This window comes from Polynucleobacter sinensis, assembly GCF_001595985.1.
GTDB classification, from domain to species: Bacteria; Pseudomonadota; Gammaproteobacteria; order Burkholderiales; family Burkholderiaceae; genus Polynucleobacter; species Polynucleobacter sinensis.
On the sequence record NZ_LOJJ01000001.1, the window covers coordinates 46,124 to 66,717 of the forward strand.

Genomic DNA, 20,594 nt, shown 5'->3' on the forward strand with positions numbered 1-20,594 from the left:
TGCATTTCAAATGAAATAGTGATCTATTAACAAGGCCGCAAAGAGCAAAGACAAATAGGTGATAGAAAAACGAAAAGTTTTCTTGGCCAAAGCATCGCTATAAGAAACAAATAACGCAATGGCATACGCCAAAAACATCAAACCAAGAATAATGGCCGAAACTAAATACACCATTCCACTCATGCCATAAATATACGGAAGCAAAGTTGCTGCAATCAATATGATGGTGTACAGCAAAATATTTAGAAGTGTAAAACGTTCACCATGAGTCACAGGCAGCATTGGCAAACCAGATTGCACATAATCTTCGCGACGATATAGTGCTAAAGCCCAGAAATGGGGCGGAGTCCAAACAAAAATGATGAGCACTAACAACCAAGCTTCTGCTGAAAGGGTATTCGTTACGGCCGCCCAACCTAACGCTGGTGGCATAGCACCCGATAATCCACCGATCACAATGTTTTGAGGCGTGGCTGGCTTGAGTAGCCAGGTATAAATCACCGCATAACCCACAAACGTAGCGAGTGTTAGCCACATAGTTAATGGATTACAAAAATTCCATAAGATAATCATTCCGAGCGAACCCAAAATGATAGAAAAAATGATGATGTGAAACGGCGTAACCTCGCCAGTCGCTGATGGGCGCCAAGAAGTGCGTTTCATCTTGGCATCCACTGCCTGCTCAATCAAGCAGTTCATTGCAAAGGCTGCACCAGCCAACAGCCAAATACCAACAATGCCACCAAACAGCACTGAATAGGGAACCATGCCAGGCGTGGCCAAAAACATTCCAATCACAGCGCAAAAAACGGCGAGCAGAGTTACTCTAGGTTTAGTTAATACCCAATATTGACGCCAACGTGGCATCACTACTGGTGGATTTGTTTTAGAGCTACTCATATTAATGACATCTTCTTTTGAACAAAGGGCTTCCAAGATGCCCAATAACTCATTCTGACCAGACAGAATACCAAAGCGGCGGAGCCAGCAGTATGCAATAGAGCTGCCAACAAAGGCCATTGGAATACCACATTAGATATCCCCGTAATGAGCTGCAACAAGAGCAAACTCAGCAGAAGTTTGGATATCTGTTTTAATCCCGATAGAGCTGGGGTCGCCAGCGAAAGCGCCCTCCAACCTAAACCTCCAAGTACCACCAATACTAGAAGCGCAAAGAGACGATGAGCCCAATGAATAGTTTGCAAAGCAACGGGAGAAATAAATTCTCCCTGTGCATTCAAACCCAGCTGACGCCACAAAGTAAACCCTTGTGTCCAATCAGTCTCTGGCCAGGCATTTCCCATGCAAGTCGGAAAATCAGGGCACGCCAACACAGCATAATTCGTACTCACCCAAGCCCCAAGAAATACTTGGATAAATAAAACGCTTGCGGCAAGTATTACTAACTGCATCGACAGTGGACGGATATGAATCGCACGAACTACGGAATTTTTTTCTTCCCAAGATTGTTGGGCATAAACGGTTAAGCAGGCTAATAACACTAAAGCTAACATTAAATGAATTGTGACGATGATTGGCTGCAACTTAAGAGTCACAGTCCAAGCGCCAAACGCACCTTGAACACAAACCAAAAATAGCAACCCCAAACTTCCGAGCAAAGGTTTTTTTCCCAAGGATTTCAGCTTGCTAAAAGCAGTTGTAACTTGAATCAAAATTAGCGCGCCTACGGTCATCGCTAAGTAGCGATGAATCATTTCAATCCAGGCTTTGATGACCGTCACAGGTCCTGTAGGCAAAGCGCTCTCGGCCTGCTGTATATCGCTAAGCGCATGAAATGGATTGGAGGCTCCATAACATCCAGGCCAATCCGGACAGCCAAGCCCAGAATCAGTTAACCGCGTAAATGCGCCAAACACAATCAGATCAAAAGTCATAAAGACTAATATCCAATTGAGCTTTTGGAAAAAGCTAAAGCCTGGCTTTTTCCAAAGATATAGGAGTGGAATGCCAGCGAAGATTATGGCAATTGCAGCCAGCTCCAGAAACAAAGTCAAACTTGGCATTACAAATTCTCACCCTTGTGATTTAACTTCAAGAGTTTTTCTAAATCCTTCTTCATGCCAGAAAATTCCTTGGGGGAGTTTGTGACTGGGAAGTACATCATCTTGGCAGGACTCGGATCAATCAACTGAATCTGTTGGCCAGCACCTTCTTTATTGAGCCAGAACTCAAATTCAGACCTCAACTTTGGATCAGAAGGAAGCGCAACTACTTTTAAACCGGCAGCATTTTCGTCATAAACCTTGATCACCTCAGGATCTACAAGCTTACCGTCAGTATTGACCCAAATTAACTGCAAGCGTCGACTCTCTCTACCCATGGCAACCCGCACCTGACGCATTAAGAATAGAGCCTCGATGCATTTTTCATCTTTGATTTGACACTCACCAGCTGGACGAGCAATCAAGAGGGTCCACTTCCCCTGCATGGGAGTATCGAGCCATGCGGCATTAAATTCTTGGGCTGGATAAACAAGCGTTCCAAGATTAGTTTTACCGCCCTCAGGCCTTATAACGTAGTAAGCAAAATAAGAAGCAATGACCGGGGAAGCACACGCTAACAATAACAACAGCATCTGAATGCGGCCACGACGAGTGCGCGCATTAATTGCAGATGAGTCTATCTGTGAAGCTGGAATTAATAACTCTTTATCACTCACTTTTGATCCCCATTCACAAATCCCTGACGTTTATATTGCCGCAGACCACTAACCAACCAAAATATAAACCCCGCAAAAGCCAAAGCAAACCACTGGAATGCATAAGCATAATGGCGATCGACTCCGTTTGTCAGGGGTGCCCATTCACGCAGCAACCCATCATCTGCGCCTGCTTCAACTTCACGCAAAATAAAGGGTGCCTGCTTCCATCCCCTCAGCTTACCTTCAGCTACTAAATCAAAGTTTTGCTCAATCCTAGGCTTATTAATTTCAGCAGAAATCTTGCCGCCCCCTAATTCATATACCCTACCAGGGTGAGCGAATACGATGCCTTCAATATTGACTACATGATTTGGCGTAGTTACAGGTGGCAAGGTCTCACGATTTTCATTATTACGAGGAGCCCAGCCTCGATTGATCCATAGCACCTCATCCCTTCCATCAAGTTTCAAGGGCATCATGAGATAAAAGCCTGACTGTGCAACATTGCTTCCGGCAAGGGGAATAGGTCTTGGTCGGTTATCTAACCAAATGGCCGCCTGTGCAATGTATTGACCACGCGCAGTCATGCGGCGCTCACTCGCCTCTTCGAGTGTCCAGGGGCCTTGATTGGCACTCAAAATGGGCATTTGTTGACGAGCCAATAAATTAGCCGCCAAAACAATTTTGGCATTTCCCCTGCTAAGCTGCCAAATTCCTGCCCCACAGCCGATTGCAATGACCAGCAAGGCTGATACAGTAGCAACTACGCGCTTGGCAACGAGGGCAGAAAACAGTTTATTCAAGATAAGGGTTTTGAAATGAAGTGGATTATTCCGATTGTCCTACTAATGATCGTTGCTAGCTTGGGATCTGCGCTTTATTACATGATGAAAGATAGGGGCAATAGTGCCCGTATGGTTCACTCGCTCATGTTACGAATTGGGCTATCGATCGCTTTATTTATAGCCATTCTTTTGGCTCATTACTTTGGTTTTATTGAGGCCACCGGGATTAAAGTTGGGACAAACTAAAACGGCGCCTAAAAAATAAATCGGGGCTTAAAGCCCCGATTGTTATTGAATTACATCCAGTAAACAGCGATGTAGAGACCCAACCAAACGACGTCAACGAAGTGCCAATACCAAGCAGCACCCTCAAATGCAAAGTGATGCTTAGAAGTAAAGTCGCCACGAATCATACGACGCAATACAATTGCCAACATAGTACCACCGAGGAAAACGTGGAAGCCATGGAAGCCGGTCAACATGAAGAAAGTGGAACCATAGATACCTGATGTTAACTTGAGGTTGAGCTCATGGTAAGCATGGTAGTACTCGTAAACCTGGAAGCCCAAGAAGATAGCGCCCAAAGCTACGGTAGCAGCCAAACCATAAATGGCTTTTTTCATGTGATTCTCTACCAGCGCATGGTGAGCGATAGTAATTGTCACGCCCGAGCTCAACAGTAACAGCGTGTTGATTGTTGGAATTGGCCATGGACCCATTGTGGTGAATTTCTCAACCAAACCAGCTGGGCCATCGTTAGGCCAAACTGCAGTGAAATTTGGCCAAAGCAATTTGCTTTCAACATCACCCATCCAAGGCATCGCAATGTTGCGTGCATAAAACAGGGCTGCGAAGAACGCGCCGAAGAACATAATTTCAGAGAAGATGAACCAAGCCATCGACCAGCGATAAGAAATGTCAACGTTGACACCATTTTTTCCCGCATTGGACTCTGCGATCGTATCGCCGAACCAGTTATAGAGTACGTAGAGCACAAATGCCACGCCCGCAAGGGTTAGAGGGCCGCCCCATGAGGTGCCGTTAACCCATCCGGAAATACCAAAACCAAAGGCGATTAAGCCAATAGCAGCCATCACAGGATGTCTAGATAGTCCGGGGACGAAATAGTATGGGGTTGAATTGGATGACATCTTATTCTCTCTATTCAATCAAAAAATAATCAATGGGACACAACTGCTTTCACTATCAACAGGAGAACACCCATAAAAATCAAGGCGCCAACAACACCTGCAATGATAATGTGAACAAAACTTAATGACGCTACATCTTCCTGCAAACCTGATTTCTTACGCACCCCTAAAAAGCCCCACATCACGGCCCTCATGGACTGCCAGAAACTACTTTTCTTTTTCACGAAACCACCTTTGATTTAGGGGCTGGAGGTGTACCACCCAAGCCCAACTCAAAGAAGGTATATGACAAAGTAATTGTTTTTACATCATCCGGTAAACCTGCATCGATCACAAAGACTACCGGCATCTTTTTTGTTTCATTTGCTGCTAATGTTTGCTCCTGGAAGCAAAAACACTCTAATTTAGTAAAAAACTCAGTCGCACTTTTAGGCGCATAACTTGGTATTGCTTGTGCCCGCACTGGACGATTTTGATTGTTGGTTACTTCATAAACAATCTCGGTCATTTCGCCGGGATGCACTTCTAAAAAATTCTTTACTGGCTTAAACGTAAACGGGCCACGGCTATTAGAGTCAAACTCAATCGTTACCGTACGAGCATAGTTAACTTGTGTATTGCCAACCTTATTAGGACTAAAGGCTCTAACACCATAATCATTCTTACTCGTCACTACGTTAATTCCGGTGACCTCACACAAGGCCTTGTACATCGGGACCAACGCGTAACCAAAACCAAACATCATTACCGCTGCAATTAAGAGCTTTAATAAAATTTGGCGATTCAGTGATTGAGTTGAAACCATCGTCATCGAGGGGATTAACCCAACATACTCCGTTTAATCACAATACCAATAAAAAAAGTTACTACAACACTCAACAGAATGAAGCCCATCCTGCGATTATTCGCAGCAAGGGCTCGCTTCTCTGAAGAATTAAATTCCTGCTTCACGCATCTGCTCTGCACTAGGCGGAGTTTCAAAAGTGTGATGTGGCGCTGGTGAAGGCACTGTCCACTCAAGACCTTTGGCTCCATCCCAGGGCTTCATTGGTGCTTTTTCACCCTTACCGCTATACGCTGGCAATACTACGAATAGCAAGAAGTAAACCTGCGCCAAACCAAAACCCAAGGCTCCGATGGAAGCAATCGCATTGAAATCAGCAAACTGGGTTGGATAGTCAGCGTAACGACGAGGCATACCCGCTAAGCCCAGGAAGTGCATTGGGAAGAAGGTGATGTTAAAGAAAATCATGGAAGCCCAAAAATGGATCTTGCCACGAGTTTCATTAGCCATATAGCCAGTCCACTTAGGACACCAGTAGTAGAAGCCAGCAAACATCGCAAACAATGAACCAGCAACCAACACGTAGTGGAAGTGAGCCACAACGTAGTAAGTGTCTTGTACGCCGATATCAATTGGAGCCATCGCCAAGATCAAACCAGTGAAGCCACCCATTGTGAAAACGAAGATGAAGCCGATAGCCCACAACATTGGAGTTTCAAAGGTCATTGAACCTTTCCACATTGTTGCAACCCAGTTAAAAATCTTCACGCCAGTTGGGACAGCGATCAACATGGTTGCGTACATGAAGAACAGCTGACCTGTTACTGGCATACCAGTTGCAAACATGTGGTGAGCCCAAACGATAAATGACAAGATTGCAATCGATGCGGTTGCATAAACCATTGAGCTGTAGCCAAACAATGTTTTTCTAGAGAAAGCAGGAACAATTTCACTGATAATTCCGAAAGCTGGAAGAATCATGATGTAAACCTCTGGGTGACCAAAGAACCAGAAGATATGCTGGAACATGATTGGGTCACCACCGCCAACAGCGGAGAAGAATGAAGTGCCAAAATGACGATCAGTCAGCACCATCGTAATTGCGCCAGCCAATACAGGCATCACCGCAATCAATAAGTACGCGGTAATCAACCATGTCCAGCAGAACATTGGCATCTTCATCAATGTCATGCCAGGAGCGCGCATATTCAAAATGGTCACAATGATATTGATCGATCCCATGATGGAAGAGGCACCCAACAAGTGGAGAGAGAAAATCGCCATATCCATGCCAGGACCCATTTGCGAGGTCAATGGCGCATAGATAGTCCAACCACCTGATGGAGCGCCGCCAGGAACCAAGAACGAACTGAGCAACAATGTTGCAGCCACCGGAAGAATCCAGAAGCTGAAGTTGTTCATACGGGCAAATGCCATATCAGAAGCGCCAATTTGCAAAGGCACCATCCAGTTAGCAAAACCAACGAAAGCCGGCATGATCGCGCCAAACACCATCACCAAGCCATGCATGGTAGTTAATTGATTGAAGAACTCAGGGCGCAAAAATTGCAGTCCTGGTTGGAATAACTCCAAACGAATTCCTAAAGCCATTACGCCACCAGCAAGCAAGCTGATAAACGAAAAGATCAAATACATCGTGCCGATGTCTTTGTGATTGGTCGCGAACAACCAGCGACGCCAACCGTGTGGCGTGTGATCATCATGCGCGTGATCGTGTGCGTGATCAATGGATGTAGAGACTGTGCTCATGGATTACTCCGGTTTCGTTTTATCTGTATTAGTTAATCTGAATTACTTGCCACCGCGTGCAGTAATAATGTCTTGGGTCTGAATCACTTCACCCGTCTTATTACCCCATGCGTTACGTGTATACGTCATGACCGCAGCAATATCCCCATCGGAGATGACGCCAGCCCACTTCGGCATCGCGCCCTTACCATTAATGAGAATGTTGTATTGCCCATCTTTTGGACCCAATACAACTTTGCTGCCATCCAATGCCGGGAATGTGCCTGCGCCCTTACCATTTGGCTGGTGACATGCAGCGCAATTAGCTGCATATACTTTTGCGCCACGTTCTTTTTGCTCATCTAAGGTGTAAGTCTTAGATGGGTCATCGCCAGCGGCGCCCATTTCTTTTTTCTTCTCTTCAACCCATTTGGTGTAGTCCTCTTGGGAAACTACTCTCACCACGATAGGCATAAATGCATGCTCTGCACCACACAACTCAGAACATTGACCGCGGAAGGTACCAATAGTGTCAGCCCTAAACCAAGTATCGCGAACAAAGCCTGGAATCGCATCTTGTTTTACGCCAAACGCCGGAATTGTCCAAGCATGAATCACGTCGTTAGCTGTAGTGATTAAGCGAATCTTTTTACCAACTGGCACAACCATTTCATTGTCCACTTCCATCAAATATGTATTTGATTTTGGTGCCAAATTATTGATTGCTTCGCGTGATGTCGATAGGGTGGATAGGAAGCTAATACCCTCGCCCTCGCCTTTAATGTAGTCATAACCCCATTTCCACTGATATCCAGTGGTCTTAATGGTGATATCTGAATTCGTAGTATCTTTCATCGCCACAACCGTTTTAGTTGCAGGCAATGCCATACCAATAACGATAAGCAGTGGGATCACAGTCCAAATAATTTCAACCGTTGTGCTCTCATGGAAAGAGGCAGATTTGTGGCCCAATGATTTACGGTGCTTCAAAATGGAATAGAACATCACCCCAAATACACCGATAAAAATTAAAGCGCAGATGACCAACATCATCCAATGCAACCAATGGATTTCTTGCATGATTTTGGTTGCTGGAGGAGCGAAATTCAGCTGATTAACAGCTGGGCCGCCTGGCATATTTTCTGCTGCATTAGCAAATGCAGTGCCGAAGGCTGCTACTAAATAGAGCGAAGCCCCTGTGACTTTTCCAAATAAATTCATCTTATTCTCTGTTTATTGTCGTGAACTTCTGCGGCAATACAGCCCCAGGCAGTCCAAAAAAAGCGGTATCAAGCCAATACTTACAGCGGTGATTATAGGGTTAATTAATCGCAACAACAAACAGGATTAACCAGCACCCTCAATCTTAATAAAGGTTTAAAAGATAGTAAGCACTTACACTTAAGCAGAATCACTCCTAGTCTTACGCTGGATTTGATTTGGATCAATATAAGCCACATGATCCTTAGCTTTGGCCAGGTGCTTGCCTATGACCCAAGCGTGCCCGTAAACCACCTCTAGAGTTAAATTTTGAGGTAATTTCACTGAATTGAGCGTTGCTTGATCCACGGGTTTAATCAAATTTAGAGCCTTGGCATCGGTGAGTATGACCTCATCAGACTCATAGCTTAGATTTAAAAACTCCATGTCCATCACGGGATCTGAAAAACGCTCTCCTTGCAAAGCATCACCCATATCGTGCATATCCCAAGGGCTGGTTAATTCTTTCAGATGCCCCTGATCAATGACTGCAGAACGAAGTTCTTTGCCTGTATCCGGCCCAAGGTAGCTAAAACAAAGTAATCCACCCTCTTTAAGCACTCGCCAGCACTCTTGCAAAAAATGCTTTGGATCAAGCAAATCCTGCATCAATAAAACACTGAAAATCAAATCAACAGAGCTATCTGGCAGGTTAATCCTGCCCGTTTTTTGGTATTCATCCACCGATGCCAAGGATGCCCCTTTAAGTCTGGAGGCCCACAAACGAGAAAGTTTTAATTTCAATACCTCTGGTTTAGATAAACCCATCTCTGGAGCGCAATGAAAATAAGCCCTTGGAAAACGCTTCGCCAGAAACCGCGCATGAACCCCTGGAAAATCTGGGATAAGCAAAACATGTCTTGGTTGCAGCTTCACAATATCCAATTTTTGCAACATACGGTCTGCAATTTCTGCTTGAAGCCATCTTATTGGTTGGGTCATTAGCTCAGTATACTCAGCGTCCGATGCAGCTATTTGCGAATTTTCTACAGGTTATTAGCTCACACATCTTGCCGAGCGCATGCATCTCATGCGAGACATTCCAGCGACATACTGTATGTCCAGCATGCATCAACCTTATCGCTCAAGAGCAGTTATCAAATTATGAATGCTGCAGACAATGTGGCATCACTCTTCTAGAGCAAGAAATTGCCCTGCTGAGATGTCAAGATTGTGTGAGCAACCCACCCTATTTTGATCAAACCTTATGCTTAGATCGCTATGATGGAAGATTACAAAAAGCACTTATTCAGCTCAAATACCAACGGCGCCTTTCTTTCGCACATGGACTAAGCCATATCTGGAACAAGCTTGTTGATAAAGATTGTAAAAATTTCAAAGCCGATTACTTATTTCCAGTTCCCCTCAGTCAAGAAAAACTGTGTATTCGAGGTTTTAATCAAAGCTGGGAATTGGCCAAAAGAATTAATTGTGGATCTCATATCCAAAAGACTCCTCATATTTTGATGCGGCATCATTATGAACATCCTCAGGCTAGAGAAAATCGAGTCAACCGACACAAAGCGATTCATGAAATGTTTTATGTCAACCCGAAATTCCAAGCCGCTTTGCAAGGGCGGACAATCATCGTATTTGATGACGTCATGACAAGTGGAGCAACCTTAAATGAGATCGCTCGTATTCTGAAGGACAATGGCGTACATCAAGTCATCAACTGGGTTCTTCTCAGAACACTTCATCAACGATAAAGATATGGCACATGTTTAACATTGTTTTATTTGAACCAGAAATCCCTCCAAATACTGGAAACATTATTCGCTTATGTGCGAATACAGGCGCAAAACTACATCTCATAGAGCCGCTTGGATTTCCCATGGAGGATGCCAAACTTCGCCGTGCAGGACTGGACTATCACGAGTTTGCAAAAGTCAAAGTACATTCAAATTGGGCACAATTTCTGGCAAACGAACAGCTCAATCCTGAGCGTATTTTTGCCTTAACTACAAAGGGGTCTGGCAAGTTTCATGACGGCATCTACCTACCGGATGATTATTTTATTTTTGGCTCTGAAACCAAAGGCATCACTGATGAGGTCAGAAGCTCGATTCCCACAGCCAATCAAATGCGCTTAGCAATGCAGGACAACAGTCGCAGCTTAAATCTTTCAAATACTGTCGCGATTGTGGTTTATGAGGCCTGGCGTCAAAATGGACTGGCTGGCGGTAAATAAGGCCAGATTAAGTCTCAACTTTGGGATCGCGACCCATCAATTTCTTGACGGCCTCTTTAGGCGCGAGTTTTCCTGACAAGACATCACACATCATTGCAGTAATTGGCATCTCAACTTTCAAGCGATCAGCCAGACTGCTAACAGCAGATGCACATAAAACACCTTCGGCCACATGTCCTAAGCCGCCCAAAACATCTGGCAAAGATTTGCCTGCAGCCAAAGCAAGGCCAACACGACGATTGCGAGAAAGATCGCCAGTGGCAGTCAAAATTAAGTCGCCAACACCCGTTAAACCCATACAGGTTTCAGGTCTGCCGCCTGCTGCCTTCACTAAGCGCATCATTTCAGCAAGGCCACGGGTCAAAACAGCAGCGCGTGCATTGAGACCAAGATCCAAGCCATCGCCGATACCAGCGGCGATGGCCAAAACATTTTTAATGGCACCGCCTAGCTCAACACCAATCAAATCATCACTGGCGTAGATGCGCATATTGCCGTGGTGGAAAGCGTTCTGCACAATGTCGCACAAAGCACTTGATTTACTTGCAACGGTTAATGCACAGGGCATACCATTGCCTACCTCTTGCGCAAAACTAGGTCCAGATAAAGCGCCATAGGAGTGAAATAAGCCATGACTATGCAACTTGTGTTCGCGCTCTACTACTTGATGAGGCAACAAAGTTGTCACAGGCTCTAAGCCCTTGCATAGCCAAACAATATTGAGTGGATGTTTGGCAAGACGTAATACATTGGCAATAGTCTCAGATAACCCCGACATCGGAGTGGCAATCACAAGAAGATCCGCTGGCGAAAGGCGCTCAATTGCATGCTCAAAGCTAGCCTCTAACTTCAAACTCTTGGGTAAAGCAACGCCCGGCAAATACGCAGAATTCTCACCCGTATTTTTAATTTCCTCTAACTGCTGAGAATTACGAGACCACAAACAAACATCACCCTCCTGAAGATGGCGCGCAGCCTGCGCAGCCATAGCAGTACCCCAGGATCCAGCTCCAAGCAGCGTCACTTTCATGATCTGTGGGCCTTTCGTGCAGAGTTAGTTAGGAAGAGTTCCCTTACTTTCCTGGACAGCAGCTTGCTGCGCTTGCATGATGCGGTGCTCATACATGCCATGGAAATTAATTTCGTTCAGATGAATTGGCTGGAAACCAGCACGACTGATGGTGTCGGCAATATTCGAGCGCAAATAAGGGTACAGAATTGTTGGGCACGCAATACCCAACATTGGGTCGATTTGCTCAGGCGGAATATTGCTAAATTCAAAAATACCCGCTTGCTTAGCCTCAACTAAAAAGAGTGTCTTGCCCTCAACTCTTGCAGTTACTGTGGCGATTAGAGCGACTTCAAAAATTTCATCACTCAAGCGTGTCACCGCAACATCTACCTCAACCTCTATTTGAGGCTCAGCTGGAATTAAGAGAATCTGAGGGGCATTAGGCTGCTCTAAAGATAAATCTTTGAGGTAAATGCGTTGAATCCGAAACCCAGGTTCTTTAGAGTTATCAACACCATCCGCATTTGAATTGGCTTGTTCAGTCATAGCAAACTTTCTGATTAAATTTTTAAGCTAATAGCAAATCGAGTTGGCCGGCGCGATCTAATGCCGCTAAATCGTCATAACCACCAACATGCGTTTCGCCAATATAAATTTGAGGAACCGTACGGCGTCCAGTACGAGTCATCATGATTTCACGCTGAGCAGGATCTCGGTCAATCAAGATTTTTTCTAGGTTGGTCACACCCTTTTTTTGCAAAAGTTTTTCTGCCATGACGCAATAAGGGCAGACTTGAGTGCTGTACATGATTACTTGAGGCATTTTGCTCGCTCGATTATTTAACTAAGGGAAGGGCTGCTGCCTGCCAGGCCTGAACACCGCCCTCTAAGATGCCAACATCGGCAAATCCTAGTTTTTGGGCTTCGGCAAGCGCTTTACGGGAGCTAGCCCCTGTTTCGCAAACCAAAATCAATGGATTTTTTCGGTCTAGTTTGAGCTTTTCAACCCCAGATGCAATCTGGGCTGAGGGTAGATGTTTAGCACCTGGTAGATGGCCAGTTTTAAATGCCGCTTCTGGACGAAGATCCAAAACAGCTGCTTTACGGCGATTTATCCAAATAGTCGCTTCGGTGGGCGATAAGCCCTTTCCGCTAATAAGCGTAGATAATGTAGGTAGGAAAAGCGCTAGGCCCGAAACTAACAAGAGGGCGATAAGCGCTAAATTATCAATTTGCGTGAGAAAGTTCATCACCGGATTATAGAATGGCTCTATGAAACAACTTGTCCTTATTCGTCATGGCGAATCCGCCTGGAACCTCGAAAACCGCTTCACTGGCTGGGCGGATGTTGACTTAACCCCAAAAGGCACCGAACAAGCGCTTACCGCAGGTGAAAACCTTCGAAAAGCAGGTTATGAATTTGATATAGCCTATACCTCTGTTCTGAGAAGGGCAATTCGAACCCTTTGGCATGTGCAAGACACCATGGATTTAATGTGGCTCCCCGTTGTGCATAGCTGGAGACTCAATGAACGTCACTATGGCGCTTTAACCGGACTAAATAAGGCGGAGACTGCCGCGCAATACGGAGATGCGCAAGTTCACATTTGGCGTCGCTCTTATGATGTACGCCCACCATTGCTAGAGCCGGGTGATGAGCGCAACCCTCAAAATGATCGCCGCTATGAAAAACTGAGCGCATCCGACATCCCTTTGGGTGAGTGCTTAAAAGATAATGTGGAGCGCGTACTCCCTTTATGGAATGAATCTATTGCACCAGCACTCAAAGCTGGTAAGCGCGTTTTACTAGTAGCCCATGGAAACAGTATTCGCTCACTCATTAAATATTTAGATCAAGTTTCTGATGAGGACATCATGGAAATTAATGTTCCCAATGGAGTGCCGCTTGTTTATGAGCTTGATGACAACCTCAAACCCATTCAACACTTTTACTTGGATTAGGGCAAAAGCAAAACATGCGCATATTTTTTAAGAATTTTGCCCTAGTCGCTGTTGGCTTAATCGCCGGGGTTGCCGCAACCATTCAGTTATCGGCGACCGCCCAGCAAGGCTCCACGCTGCCTTTAGATGAGCTTCGTACTCTATCAAATGTCTTTGCGCAAATTAAGCGCGAGTATGTTGAACCCATTGAAGACAAACAGCTACTCACTGACGCGGTTAAGGGAATGGTGAGCAGCCTTGATCCGCACTCCACTTATTTGGATAAAAAAGACTTCTCAGAGATGCAAGAGCAGACTACTGGTAAGTTTGCTGGTCTTGGCATTGAGATCACCTCCGAAGATGGCGTGGTCAAGGTGTTAAACCCGATTGAAGATAGTCCCGCAGCACGTGCCGGTCTTCAAGCTGGTGACCTCATCACTCGCTTAGATGACAAACCCGTTCGTGGCATGTCCTTAGATAAGGCTGTGCGCACAATGCGTGGCGCACCGGGAACAAAAATTACTCTGACCGTATTCCGTAAGAGCGAAGAACGCAGTTTTCCAGTCACCATTACTCGCGCTGAAATCAAGGTCCAATCAGTAAAAGCCAAAATCCTAGATAAAGATATTGCGTGGGTACGAGTCACGAGCTTTCAAGAGCGCACCGTACCCGATCTCGCTAAAAAATTAACTGATCTAGCAAATCAAGATCCTAATCTCAAGGGTGTAATTCTTGACTTACGAAATAATGGTGGCGGCTTACTGCAAGGAGCTGTAGGAGTTGCGGCAGCCTTCTTACCTGCTGATGCGGTAATCGTTTCCACTAAAGGTCAAACGCCCGACTCCAAACAAGTATTTAATGCTACGCCAGCAATGTATCGCCTGAGCGAGCCGGGAGACCCTTTGGCAGGAGTTCCTGCAATTTTTAAAAAACTCCCTATGGTTGTTTTAGTAAATGCCTACTCGGCATCTGCATCTGAAATTGTTGCCGGAGCATTACAAGACTACAAGCGCGCTACGATTATTGGCAAGACTACCTTCGGCAAGGGTTCTGTGCAAACCGTACGCCCCCTCACTAATGATTCGGCCCTAAAAATTACTACCGCGTATTACTACACACCTACAGGTAGATCTATTCAAGCCTATGGCATTAAACCGGATATTGCAGTGGATCAAAATAAAGATGGTGATCCTGATGACGTTTTAATTACCCGCGAAATTGACAGTGAAAAGCATTTACGTAACAAGCAGTCTTCAGAAGAAAAACTGATTGCTGATCGCGAAAAACGTCGTCTTGAAGAGCTACAGCGCATTGAAGAAAAAAATGCCAAGAAGACCCCTGAAGAGAAAGAAAAAGACAAGGCCAAAAAACCTGTTGAGCTTGGAAGCGCTGATGACTTCATGCTTTCTCAGGCGGTAGCATTTATTAATGGCGATCCTGTGAAACGCTCAGCATCAAAGCTCGAGTAATCCTCTCGAGCCTGATGATTTGTTTATGAATGACGAGCAATTACTTCGCTACTCGAGGCATTTACTCTTAGAAGAAATTGATGTTGAGGGGCAAGAAAAGCTTTTAAGCTCTCATGTGCTCGTCATTGGTGCTGGCGGCCTCGGTAGTGCCGCCGCACCATACCTCGCGGCCGCAGGAATAGGAAAAATCACTTTGCTTGACCATGACCAAGTTGATCTCACCAACTTGCAGCGTCAAATCATGCATAGCCAGAACTCCATTGGTAAAAGCAAGGTGGAATCAGGCAAACAATTTCTGCAAAATATGAATCCCATGCTTGAAGTAAACGGTATCGAAAGCAAGGCAACAAAAGCACTTTTAGACTCTCTTTTGCCAAGCGTTGATATCGTTTTAGACTGCACTGATAATTATGCAAGTCGCCAATTAATTAATTTCGCCTGCTTTGATCATGGTGTGCCATTAGTTTCAGGATCAGCATTAAGGTTTGATGGGCAGCTAAACGTGTTTGATTTTTCTAACCCATCATCCCCCTGCTATGCCTGCCTCTTCTCCCCAGAAGAACAATTTGAAGAAGTGAGTTGCTCCAGCATGGGCATCTTTTCCCCACTCGTTGGCATTATTGGGGCTATGCAAGCTGCTCAAGCCTTACAACTACTGATTGGCTTCGGTCAGCCTATGATTGGCAGAATGATTCTTTGGAATGCGCTCAATACTCAGCTCAACGAGATTCGTATTTCCAAGAATCCTGAATGCGCGATTTGTGGGAAACACGCAAAGTAATACTCGTAGCAAAAATATACTAAGCGAGCAATTGATCAAGCGCCCGAGCTTGATCTTCAGGCTCAATCGCCTGCAACACCGCTCCAATGCGTGACTTTAACAATCCAACATCCGCCTTGAGAATCTCACGCTTGACTAACAAAAGCTGACTAAAGTGCATTGAGAAATCCGTCAATCCAAGTCCCAACAATAATCTCGTCATCGTAGGGTCGCCTGCCATCTCTCCGCAAACCGCCACTGGAATATTGGCGCGCTTAGCCTGATCAATAATATTGAACAATAAATTCAAAATTGCGGGATGTAATGGGTCATAGAGGTGAGCAACAGCATGATCCGCACGGTCAATTGCTAATGTGTACTGAATTAAATCATTCGTACCGATTGATAAAAAATCAAACCGATTAATAAACAAGGGCAATACCAAAGCAGCCGCCGGAATTTCAATCATGGCACCCACTTGAATATTGGGATTAAAAGCCTGACCACGTTGATGTAATTGATGCTTTGCTTTCTCAATCAAGCGCAATGTTTCATCAATCTCTTTCACATGCGCTAGCATCGGAATCATGATGCGCGCTTGGCCATAAGCAGATGCCCTTAAGATAGCGCGCAATTGAGTTAAGAAAATTTCTGGCTCAGTCAACGACCAGCGAATGGCTCGCAAACCCAAAGGAGATGTACCTGTTTGCGATATATCGGAGCCTGAGCCTAGGGCTTTATCAGCACCCACATCAATAGTCCGAATATTGACCGGCAGACCATGCATCAGGTCAACTACACGGCGGTACTCCCGGAATTGCTGCTCTTCATCTGGAAGTGCTTGATTACGATCCATAAACAAGAACTCGGAGCGAAATAATCCAACTCCAATTGCGCCTAGGTCGACTGCTTGTGTCGCATCTTCTGGCAATTCAATATTCGCCAAGAGCTCAATAGAAACATCATCTACAGTGGTAGTACGAGAATGCTTCAGCTCTTGTAACTTACGTGTCTCTTCAATCGCTTTTGCTTGAAGCAAACGATACTCTGAGAGTAATTGCTCATCGGGAGCAACTACCACTACACCATGCTCGCCATCAATTACAAGCCAGTCGCCATGACGAATCATTTCACTGGCATGCCGCACGCCGACTACTGCCGGAATTTCCATACTGCGTGCAACGATTGCGGTATGAGAAGTTTTACCACCCAAGTCGGTAACAAAGCCTGTAAAAGCATGCTCCTTAAAGCGCAACATATCGTGGGGCGCAATGTCATGAGCCACAATAATCGCATCAACCCCTACATCACTTGGCGATAGAAGTTCAGATTCTTCGATCGTATCTTTCTTTTGCGCATTGAGCGCTTTAAGCACGCGCTCAGCTACCTGTCGAATATCATTAGCACGCTCTTTAAGATAGGCATCTTCAATTTCAGCAAACTGCTCGAGCAGATCATTAAGCTCCGTAGTCAATGCCCAGGCAGCATTCAAGCGCTGTGCGCGAATGAGCTTAAGGGGTTTCTCAGCCAAAGCAGGATCTGCCAAGATCATGCCATGCACATCCAAGAAAGCGCCCATTTCTTGTGGGGCATCTTTAGGCAAACCTTGTCGTAGCTGCGCTAGCTCAAGGCGAACTTGCTCGAATGCATCTAGTAATTTTTTTGCCTCAAGCTCTTCTTTGCCAGATTCAATTAAATAATGGCTTACTTCCAATGCTGCGCGCGAAATCAGTACCGCCTTGCCGATGGCAATGCCTTTGGATACTGGGATTCCATGCAAAGCAAAGGTCATTCTTATTCACCCTCACCGAATCGATCATTAATCAAATCAGTCAAGGCTTTCATTGCCTCATCTGCTTTTTCACCAACGGTCTCAAGCGTCACTGTGCTACCCATTCCAGCGGCAAGCATCATCACCCCCATAATACTTTTAGCATTGATTTGACGGCCGTTGCGGGACAAAAAGATTTCACAGGGAAACTCTGCGGCAAGTTGTGAGAGCTTGGCAGAAGCGCGAGCATGTAAACCTAACTTATTAATGATTTCTATTTCAGCAACTGGCATAACCCACCTTATTTGTCAGTAGTTTCTTGTGAGGCTTTAGCGCCTAAACGCAAAATTCCATTTTGACCACCCTGAAGGGCTTTCTGAGCAAGCTCTTCTAAGCCTTCGCCACGATGAGAAATGCAACGCATCAACATCGGTAAATTTAAGCCAGCTAAAACGACTACTGGGGTATCAAGTCCAGATAAGGGTCCTAGCGCTTCAAGCTTAGAGGCTACATTAGCTGGGGTAGCACCCATCACATCCGTCAAAATTAAAACGCCATGCCCAGTATTAACACCATAAGCCGCTTTTAAAACACGATCAAAACTAGCCTTAGTATCCTCATAAGGGGGAATATCTACCGCTCGAACTCTTTCAGGAACGACTCCAAACGCATGCTCTGCAAAACCAAGCATTGCACTTGCTACTGGCGTATGAGCAACGATAACAATTCCAACCATGTTTATACCAATGTCTTTTCAAGCGCTGTTAACCAAAATCTTGCAACATCAAATCCAGTCTGCTCTGTAATTTCCACAAAACAAGTTGGACTTGTCACATTAATCTCGGTGACGTAACCGCCAATTAAGTCTAATCCTACCAAGAACAAACCACGCTCATTGAGAAGCGGAGCCAAACGACTTGCCACCTTCATTTCATTATCAGTCAGCGGCATAGCAACACCTTTGCCACCGGCAGCCAAGTTTCCGCGAATTTCACTTCCCTGCGGAATGCGAGCCAACGCAAAAGGCACCACCTCACCACCAATCAACAGCACCCGTTTATCGCCCTGCTTAATTTCAGGCAAAAAACGTTGCGTCATTAAAGTGCGGGCACCGTTCTCGCCTAAGGTCTCAACGATACTTGCGAGATTCAAGCCGTCTGGCCCAACACGAAATATCCCCATTCCACCCATGCCATCCAGTGGCTTAATCACAATGTCTTGATGCTCTTGATGAAAAGCTTCGATCGCTGAAAGCTCACGAGTCACTAAAGTAGGCGGAATCAGCTCCGGAAACTCAGTGATAGATAACTTTTCTGAGTGATCACGAATTGCACTAGGGTTGTTAAAGACTCTGGCGCCCTGTCGAACAGCAGCCGAAAGGAGCCACGTAGTATTGAGATACTCAATATCAAAAGGGGGATCTGTACGCATCAAGACTGCGGAAAAATCTTTTAAGGCAGAACTCTCAAGCCCTCCCAACTCAAACCAAGATGTACTGCTTGGTTTAATTACTAAAGACTGGCAATCCGCAGACACCAGATTATCTCTCCACAGCACATTGCGACTCTCACAAAACCACAACTGATGTCCTGCTTCTTGTGCAACTCGCATCATTGCCAGGGTTGAATCTTTATGAATCTTAAAAGATTCGAGCGGGTCGGCAATAAATAGAAGATTCATCTTTATGTCCGAAAATCGAAAAATAAATTAAGCCGCATCAGCATTAGGATCGGAGCGCTCCAACTCCAGCGAAGCCGCTAACAAAGCAAGGCGAGCCACTACACCATAAAGATAAAAGCGATTTGGTGGAGCGCTACCAGGCTTAGCTCCTAGGTCTGGCATGGTATTTTGCTCAAACGCTAAAGGAACAAAATGCATTCCAGGAGCATTGAGATTTTCATTGGGTCCACGATCGGTATGTACTCGATAAAAGCCACCAATGACATAGCGGTCAATCATATAAACCACAGGCTCGGCAACGGCCTCATTGACCTTCTCAAAGGTATATACACCCTCTTGAATCAATACATCACTGACCTCAAGACCTTCTTTGACCACACTCATCTTATTGCGGTCTTTGCGATTGAGTCCCTTAAGTTGAGCGGGATCATTCACCACCATCACACCCATGCCATAAGTACCTGCATCGGCCTTCACTACAACATAAGGCTTTTCTTTAATACCGTACTCGCGGTATTTCTTAGCTGTTTTTTTCAATATCTTTTCAACAGCATCCTGCAGCTCTTCTTCGCCTTTGCGTTCATGGAAATTAACATCAGAGCAACTAGCGAAAAATGGATTAATCATCCAAGGATCAATATCAACAACTTTTGCAAACTTCTTAGCAACTTCATCATAGGCAGCAAAGTGATTCGATTTACGACGCACATGCCAGCCTGCGTGCAGCCCTGGCAATAAATATTGCTCATGTAAGTTTTCTAAAATGGGTGGGATACCTGCTGATAAATCATTGTTTAATAAGATCGAACAAGGATCAAAATCTTTTAAACCTAAACGTTGCTTCTTAAGACCCAAACGAGATAAAGGCTCCATCAGGAGTCGATTGCCATCTGGCAACTCTATCCAAGTAGGCTTTTTGATTTCGTCGGATAAGGTTCCCAAACGAACATTCAGACCCGCTTGACGCAGAATGGAAGATAAACGCGCAATATTCTGCAAATAGAAAGTGTTACGCGTATGGCGTTCAGGAATTAATAATAAATTTTTTGCTTCTGGGCAAATTTTCTCAATAGCAGCCATCGCAGCCTGAACTGCTAACGGCAACATCTGCGGCGAGAGGTTATTAAAACCACCTGGGAATAGATTGGTATCTACCGGCGCAAGCTTAAAACCTGCATTACGCAAATCTACCGAGCAATAAAACGGCGGAGTATGCTCCTGCCATTCAAGCCTAAACCAGCGCTCGATAGTCGGGGTTGCTTCCAAAACCTTCGACTCGAGCTCGAGAAGAGGTCCGCTAAGGGCAGTAATAAGATGTGGAACCATTCCACCATTGTAAGATTTTTAAAAGAAAGACGCGGAATCCGAGGATCCCGCGC

At 45.3% G+C, this 20,594-nt stretch carries 26 protein-coding genes; 6 read left to right on the forward strand and 20 right to left on the reverse strand.

What is annotated here, in order from left to right:
- Positions 1-6 precede the first annotated feature (6 nt).
- Genes cyoE through AOB49_RS00265 form a run of 4 tightly spaced genes read right to left on the reverse strand, consistent with a single transcriptional unit; the run spans position 7 to position 3,465 of the window.
- Positions 7-900, reverse strand: a complete 894-nt coding sequence (gene cyoE, locus AOB49_RS00250) for a heme o synthase (protein WP_062306525.1) — start codon at positions 898-900, stop codon at positions 7-9.
- Entirely contained in the window at positions 897-2,024 is a 1,128-nt protein-coding gene (locus tag AOB49_RS00255; RefSeq protein WP_082783994.1) for a COX15/CtaA family protein, read from the reverse strand. The genes cyoE and AOB49_RS00255 overlap by 4 nt, the downstream gene beginning before the upstream one ends.
- Positions 2,024-2,680, reverse strand: a complete 657-nt coding sequence (locus AOB49_RS00260) for a hypothetical protein (protein WP_062306529.1) — start codon at positions 2,678-2,680, stop codon at positions 2,024-2,026. Before AOB49_RS00260 ends, AOB49_RS00255 begins: the two co-directional genes overlap by 1 nt.
- A complete protein-coding gene (locus tag AOB49_RS00265; protein WP_245640574.1) occupies positions 2,677-3,465 on the reverse strand; it encodes an SURF1 family protein in 789 nt (262 codons plus the stop codon). The genes AOB49_RS00260 and AOB49_RS00265 overlap by 4 nt, the downstream gene beginning before the upstream one ends.
- Positions 3,466-3,480: 15 nt before the next feature.
- Here AOB49_RS00265 and AOB49_RS00270 point away from each other — a divergent pair, with 15 nt between their 5' ends.
- A complete protein-coding gene (locus AOB49_RS00270) occupies positions 3,481-3,693 on the forward strand; it encodes a twin transmembrane helix small protein (protein ID WP_062306532.1) in 213 nt (70 codons plus the stop codon).
- Between the two features lie 50 nt (positions 3,694-3,743).
- Here AOB49_RS00270 and AOB49_RS00275 read toward each other — a convergent pair whose 3' ends face one another.
- The 7 genes from AOB49_RS00275 to AOB49_RS00295 form a co-directional block, all read right to left on the reverse strand.
- Complete coding sequence (locus AOB49_RS00275; protein ID WP_062306533.1) at positions 3,744-4,598, reverse strand: cytochrome c oxidase subunit 3; 855 nt, start codon at positions 4,596-4,598, stop codon at positions 3,744-3,746.
- Positions 4,599-4,627: 29 nt separating this feature from the next.
- The gene (locus AOB49_RS11800; protein WP_082783995.1) at positions 4,628-4,792 is read right to left on the reverse strand and encodes a DUF2970 domain-containing protein; all 165 of its coding nucleotides are present in this window, start codon (positions 4,790-4,792) and stop codon (positions 4,628-4,630) included.
- A 26-nt stretch (positions 4,793-4,818) separates the two neighbouring features.
- The gene (locus AOB49_RS00280) at positions 4,819-5,403 is read right to left on the reverse strand and encodes a cytochrome c oxidase assembly protein (RefSeq protein WP_062307299.1); all 585 of its coding nucleotides are present in this window, start codon (positions 5,401-5,403) and stop codon (positions 4,819-4,821) included.
- Positions 5,404-5,417: 14 nt separating this feature from the next.
- On the reverse strand, positions 5,418-5,633 hold the full coding sequence (locus tag AOB49_RS12405; RefSeq protein ID WP_407070220.1) for a cytochrome oxidase small assembly protein: 216 nt from the start codon (positions 5,631-5,633) through the stop codon (positions 5,418-5,420).
- Positions 5,533-7,152 (reverse strand): cytochrome c oxidase subunit I, encoded by a 1,620-nt coding sequence (gene ctaD, locus AOB49_RS00285; protein ID WP_062306536.1) that lies wholly within the window; start codon positions 7,150-7,152, stop codon positions 5,533-5,535. Before ctaD ends, AOB49_RS12405 begins: the two co-directional genes overlap by 101 nt.
- A gap of 42 nt (positions 7,153-7,194) precedes the next feature.
- Positions 7,195-8,352: a cytochrome c oxidase subunit II gene (coxB, locus tag AOB49_RS00290; protein WP_062306538.1), complete on the reverse strand. Its 1,158-nt coding sequence runs from the start codon at positions 8,350-8,352 to the stop codon at positions 7,195-7,197.
- A 180-nt stretch (positions 8,353-8,532) separates the two neighbouring features.
- Positions 8,533-9,333, reverse strand: coding sequence for a methyltransferase domain-containing protein (locus AOB49_RS00295; RefSeq protein WP_062306540.1), 801 nt, complete (start codon positions 9,331-9,333; stop codon positions 8,533-8,535).
- Positions 9,334-9,857: 524 nt separating this feature from the next.
- Here AOB49_RS00295 and AOB49_RS12225 point away from each other — a divergent pair.
- Entirely contained in the window at positions 9,858-10,100 is a 243-nt protein-coding gene (locus AOB49_RS12225) for a ComF family protein (RefSeq protein ID WP_245640575.1), read from the forward strand.
- Between the two features lie 11 nt (positions 10,101-10,111).
- Positions 10,112-10,582: a tRNA (uridine(34)/cytosine(34)/5-carboxymethylaminomethyluridine(34)-2'-O)-methyltransferase TrmL gene (gene trmL, locus AOB49_RS00305; RefSeq protein WP_062306545.1), complete on the forward strand. Its 471-nt coding sequence runs from the start codon at positions 10,112-10,114 to the stop codon at positions 10,580-10,582.
- A 7-nt stretch (positions 10,583-10,589) separates the two neighbouring features.
- Here trmL and AOB49_RS00310 read toward each other — a convergent pair whose 3' ends face one another.
- The 4 genes from AOB49_RS00310 to AOB49_RS00325 are packed head-to-tail and all read right to left on the reverse strand — an operon-like array spanning position 10,590 to position 12,844.
- Positions 10,590-11,612: an NAD(P)H-dependent glycerol-3-phosphate dehydrogenase gene (locus tag AOB49_RS00310; protein ID WP_062306548.1), complete on the reverse strand. Its 1,023-nt coding sequence runs from the start codon at positions 11,610-11,612 to the stop codon at positions 10,590-10,592.
- A 24-nt stretch (positions 11,613-11,636) separates the two neighbouring features.
- Positions 11,637-12,140 (reverse strand): protein-export chaperone SecB, encoded by a 504-nt coding sequence (gene secB / locus AOB49_RS00315; RefSeq protein ID WP_062306550.1) that lies wholly within the window; start codon positions 12,138-12,140, stop codon positions 11,637-11,639.
- A 22-nt stretch (positions 12,141-12,162) separates the two neighbouring features.
- Entirely contained in the window at positions 12,163-12,417 is a 255-nt protein-coding gene (gene grxC / locus AOB49_RS00320) for a glutaredoxin 3 (protein WP_062306552.1), read from the reverse strand.
- Between the two features lie 13 nt (positions 12,418-12,430).
- Entirely contained in the window at positions 12,431-12,844 is a 414-nt protein-coding gene (locus AOB49_RS00325; protein ID WP_062306555.1) for a rhodanese-like domain-containing protein, read from the reverse strand.
- Positions 12,845-12,866: 22 nt separating this feature from the next.
- Here AOB49_RS00325 and gpmA point away from each other — a divergent pair, with 22 nt between their 5' ends.
- From gpmA to AOB49_RS00340, 3 genes are read left to right on the forward strand one after another with little or no spacing between them, the layout of a single operon-like run.
- Complete coding sequence (gpmA, locus tag AOB49_RS00330; protein ID WP_062306558.1) at positions 12,867-13,556, forward strand: 2,3-diphosphoglycerate-dependent phosphoglycerate mutase; 690 nt, start codon at positions 12,867-12,869, stop codon at positions 13,554-13,556.
- A gap of 14 nt (positions 13,557-13,570) precedes the next feature.
- Entirely contained in the window at positions 13,571-15,004 is a 1,434-nt protein-coding gene (locus AOB49_RS00335) for a S41 family peptidase (protein WP_062306560.1), read from the forward strand.
- A gap of 25 nt (positions 15,005-15,029) precedes the next feature.
- Complete coding sequence (locus tag AOB49_RS00340) at positions 15,030-15,785, forward strand: HesA/MoeB/ThiF family protein (protein WP_062306561.1); 756 nt, start codon at positions 15,030-15,032, stop codon at positions 15,783-15,785.
- A gap of 19 nt (positions 15,786-15,804) precedes the next feature.
- Here AOB49_RS00340 and ptsP read toward each other — a convergent pair whose 3' ends face one another.
- From ptsP to gshA, 5 genes are read right to left on the reverse strand one after another with little or no spacing between them, the layout of a single operon-like run.
- Positions 15,805-17,556, reverse strand: a complete 1,752-nt coding sequence (gene ptsP / locus AOB49_RS00345; RefSeq protein ID WP_062306564.1) for a phosphoenolpyruvate--protein phosphotransferase — start codon at positions 17,554-17,556, stop codon at positions 15,805-15,807.
- Positions 17,557-17,558: 2 nt separating this feature from the next.
- Complete coding sequence (locus tag AOB49_RS00350) at positions 17,559-17,828, reverse strand: HPr family phosphocarrier protein (protein WP_062306567.1); 270 nt, start codon at positions 17,826-17,828, stop codon at positions 17,559-17,561.
- Positions 17,829-17,836: 8 nt separating this feature from the next.
- Positions 17,837-18,271 carry a PTS sugar transporter subunit IIA gene (locus AOB49_RS00355; RefSeq protein ID WP_062306570.1) on the reverse strand — a complete coding sequence of 145 codons (435 nt, stop codon included), beginning with the start codon at positions 18,269-18,271 and terminating at the stop codon, positions 17,837-17,839.
- A gap of 2 nt (positions 18,272-18,273) precedes the next feature.
- Complete coding sequence (gshB, locus tag AOB49_RS00360) at positions 18,274-19,215, reverse strand: glutathione synthase (RefSeq protein ID WP_062306572.1); 942 nt, start codon at positions 19,213-19,215, stop codon at positions 18,274-18,276.
- 27 nt (positions 19,216-19,242) lie between these two features.
- The gene (gene gshA / locus AOB49_RS00365; RefSeq protein ID WP_062306575.1) at positions 19,243-20,541 is read right to left on the reverse strand and encodes a glutamate--cysteine ligase; all 1,299 of its coding nucleotides are present in this window, start codon (positions 20,539-20,541) and stop codon (positions 19,243-19,245) included.
- Between the last annotated feature and the right edge of the window lie 53 nt (positions 20,542-20,594).

Coding starts and splice junctions, on each gene's coding strand:
- AOB49_RS12225 (WP_245640575.1), top strand. CDS start 9,858: ATGCGGCATCATTATGAACATCCTCAGGCTAGAGAAAATCGAGTCAAC.
- cyoE (WP_062306525.1), bottom strand. CDS start 900: ATGAGTAGCTCTAAAACAAATCCACCAGTAGTGATGCCACGTTGGCGT.
- gshA (WP_062306575.1), bottom strand. CDS start 20,541: ATGGTTCCACATCTTATTACTGCCCTTAGCGGACCTCTTCTCGAGCTC.
- gpmA (WP_062306558.1), top strand. CDS start 12,867: ATGAAACAACTTGTCCTTATTCGTCATGGCGAATCCGCCTGGAACCTC.
- gshB (WP_062306572.1), bottom strand. CDS start 19,215: ATGAATCTTCTATTTATTGCCGACCCGCTCGAATCTTTTAAGATTCAT.
- AOB49_RS00310 (WP_062306548.1), bottom strand. CDS start 11,612: ATGAAAGTGACGCTGCTTGGAGCTGGATCCTGGGGTACTGCTATGGCT.
- AOB49_RS00340 (WP_062306561.1), top strand. CDS start 15,030: ATGAATGACGAGCAATTACTTCGCTACTCGAGGCATTTACTCTTAGAA.
- AOB49_RS00335 (WP_062306560.1), top strand. CDS start 13,571: ATGCGCATATTTTTTAAGAATTTTGCCCTAGTCGCTGTTGGCTTAATC.
- AOB49_RS00325 (WP_062306555.1), bottom strand. CDS start 12,844: ATGAACTTTCTCACGCAAATTGATAATTTAGCGCTTATCGCCCTCTTG.
- ptsP (WP_062306564.1), bottom strand. CDS start 17,556: ATGACCTTTGCTTTGCATGGAATCCCAGTATCCAAAGGCATTGCCATC.
- AOB49_RS00270 (WP_062306532.1), top strand. CDS start 3,481: ATGAAGTGGATTATTCCGATTGTCCTACTAATGATCGTTGCTAGCTTG.
- AOB49_RS00350 (WP_062306567.1), bottom strand. CDS start 17,828: ATGCCAGTTGCTGAAATAGAAATCATTAATAAGTTAGGTTTACATGCT.
- AOB49_RS11800 (WP_082783995.1), bottom strand. CDS start 4,792: ATGAGGGCCGTGATGTGGGGCTTTTTAGGGGTGCGTAAGAAATCAGGT.
- AOB49_RS00295 (WP_062306540.1), bottom strand. CDS start 9,333: ATGACCCAACCAATAAGATGGCTTCAAGCAGAAATTGCAGACCGTATG.
- AOB49_RS00355 (WP_062306570.1), bottom strand. CDS start 18,271: ATGGTTGGAATTGTTATCGTTGCTCATACGCCAGTAGCAAGTGCAATG.
- coxB (WP_062306538.1), bottom strand. CDS start 8,352: ATGAATTTATTTGGAAAAGTCACAGGGGCTTCGCTCTATTTAGTAGCA.
- AOB49_RS00275 (WP_062306533.1), bottom strand. CDS start 4,598: ATGTCATCCAATTCAACCCCATACTATTTCGTCCCCGGACTATCTAGA.
- trmL (WP_062306545.1), top strand. CDS start 10,112: ATGTTTAACATTGTTTTATTTGAACCAGAAATCCCTCCAAATACTGGA.
- ctaD (WP_062306536.1), bottom strand. CDS start 7,152: ATGAGCACAGTCTCTACATCCATTGATCACGCACACGATCACGCGCAT.
- grxC (WP_062306552.1), bottom strand. CDS start 12,417: ATGCCTCAAGTAATCATGTACAGCACTCAAGTCTGCCCTTATTGCGTC.
- AOB49_RS00280 (WP_062307299.1), bottom strand. CDS start 5,403: ATGGTTTCAACTCAATCACTGAATCGCCAAATTTTATTAAAGCTCTTA.
- AOB49_RS00255 (WP_082783994.1), bottom strand. CDS start 2,024: ATGCCAAGTTTGACTTTGTTTCTGGAGCTGGCTGCAATTGCCATAATC.
- AOB49_RS12405 (WP_407070220.1), bottom strand. CDS start 5,633: ATGGAGCCAAAGGTCTTGAGTGGACAGTGCCTTCACCAGCGCCACATC.
- secB (WP_062306550.1), bottom strand. CDS start 12,140: ATGACTGAACAAGCCAATTCAAATGCGGATGGTGTTGATAACTCTAAA.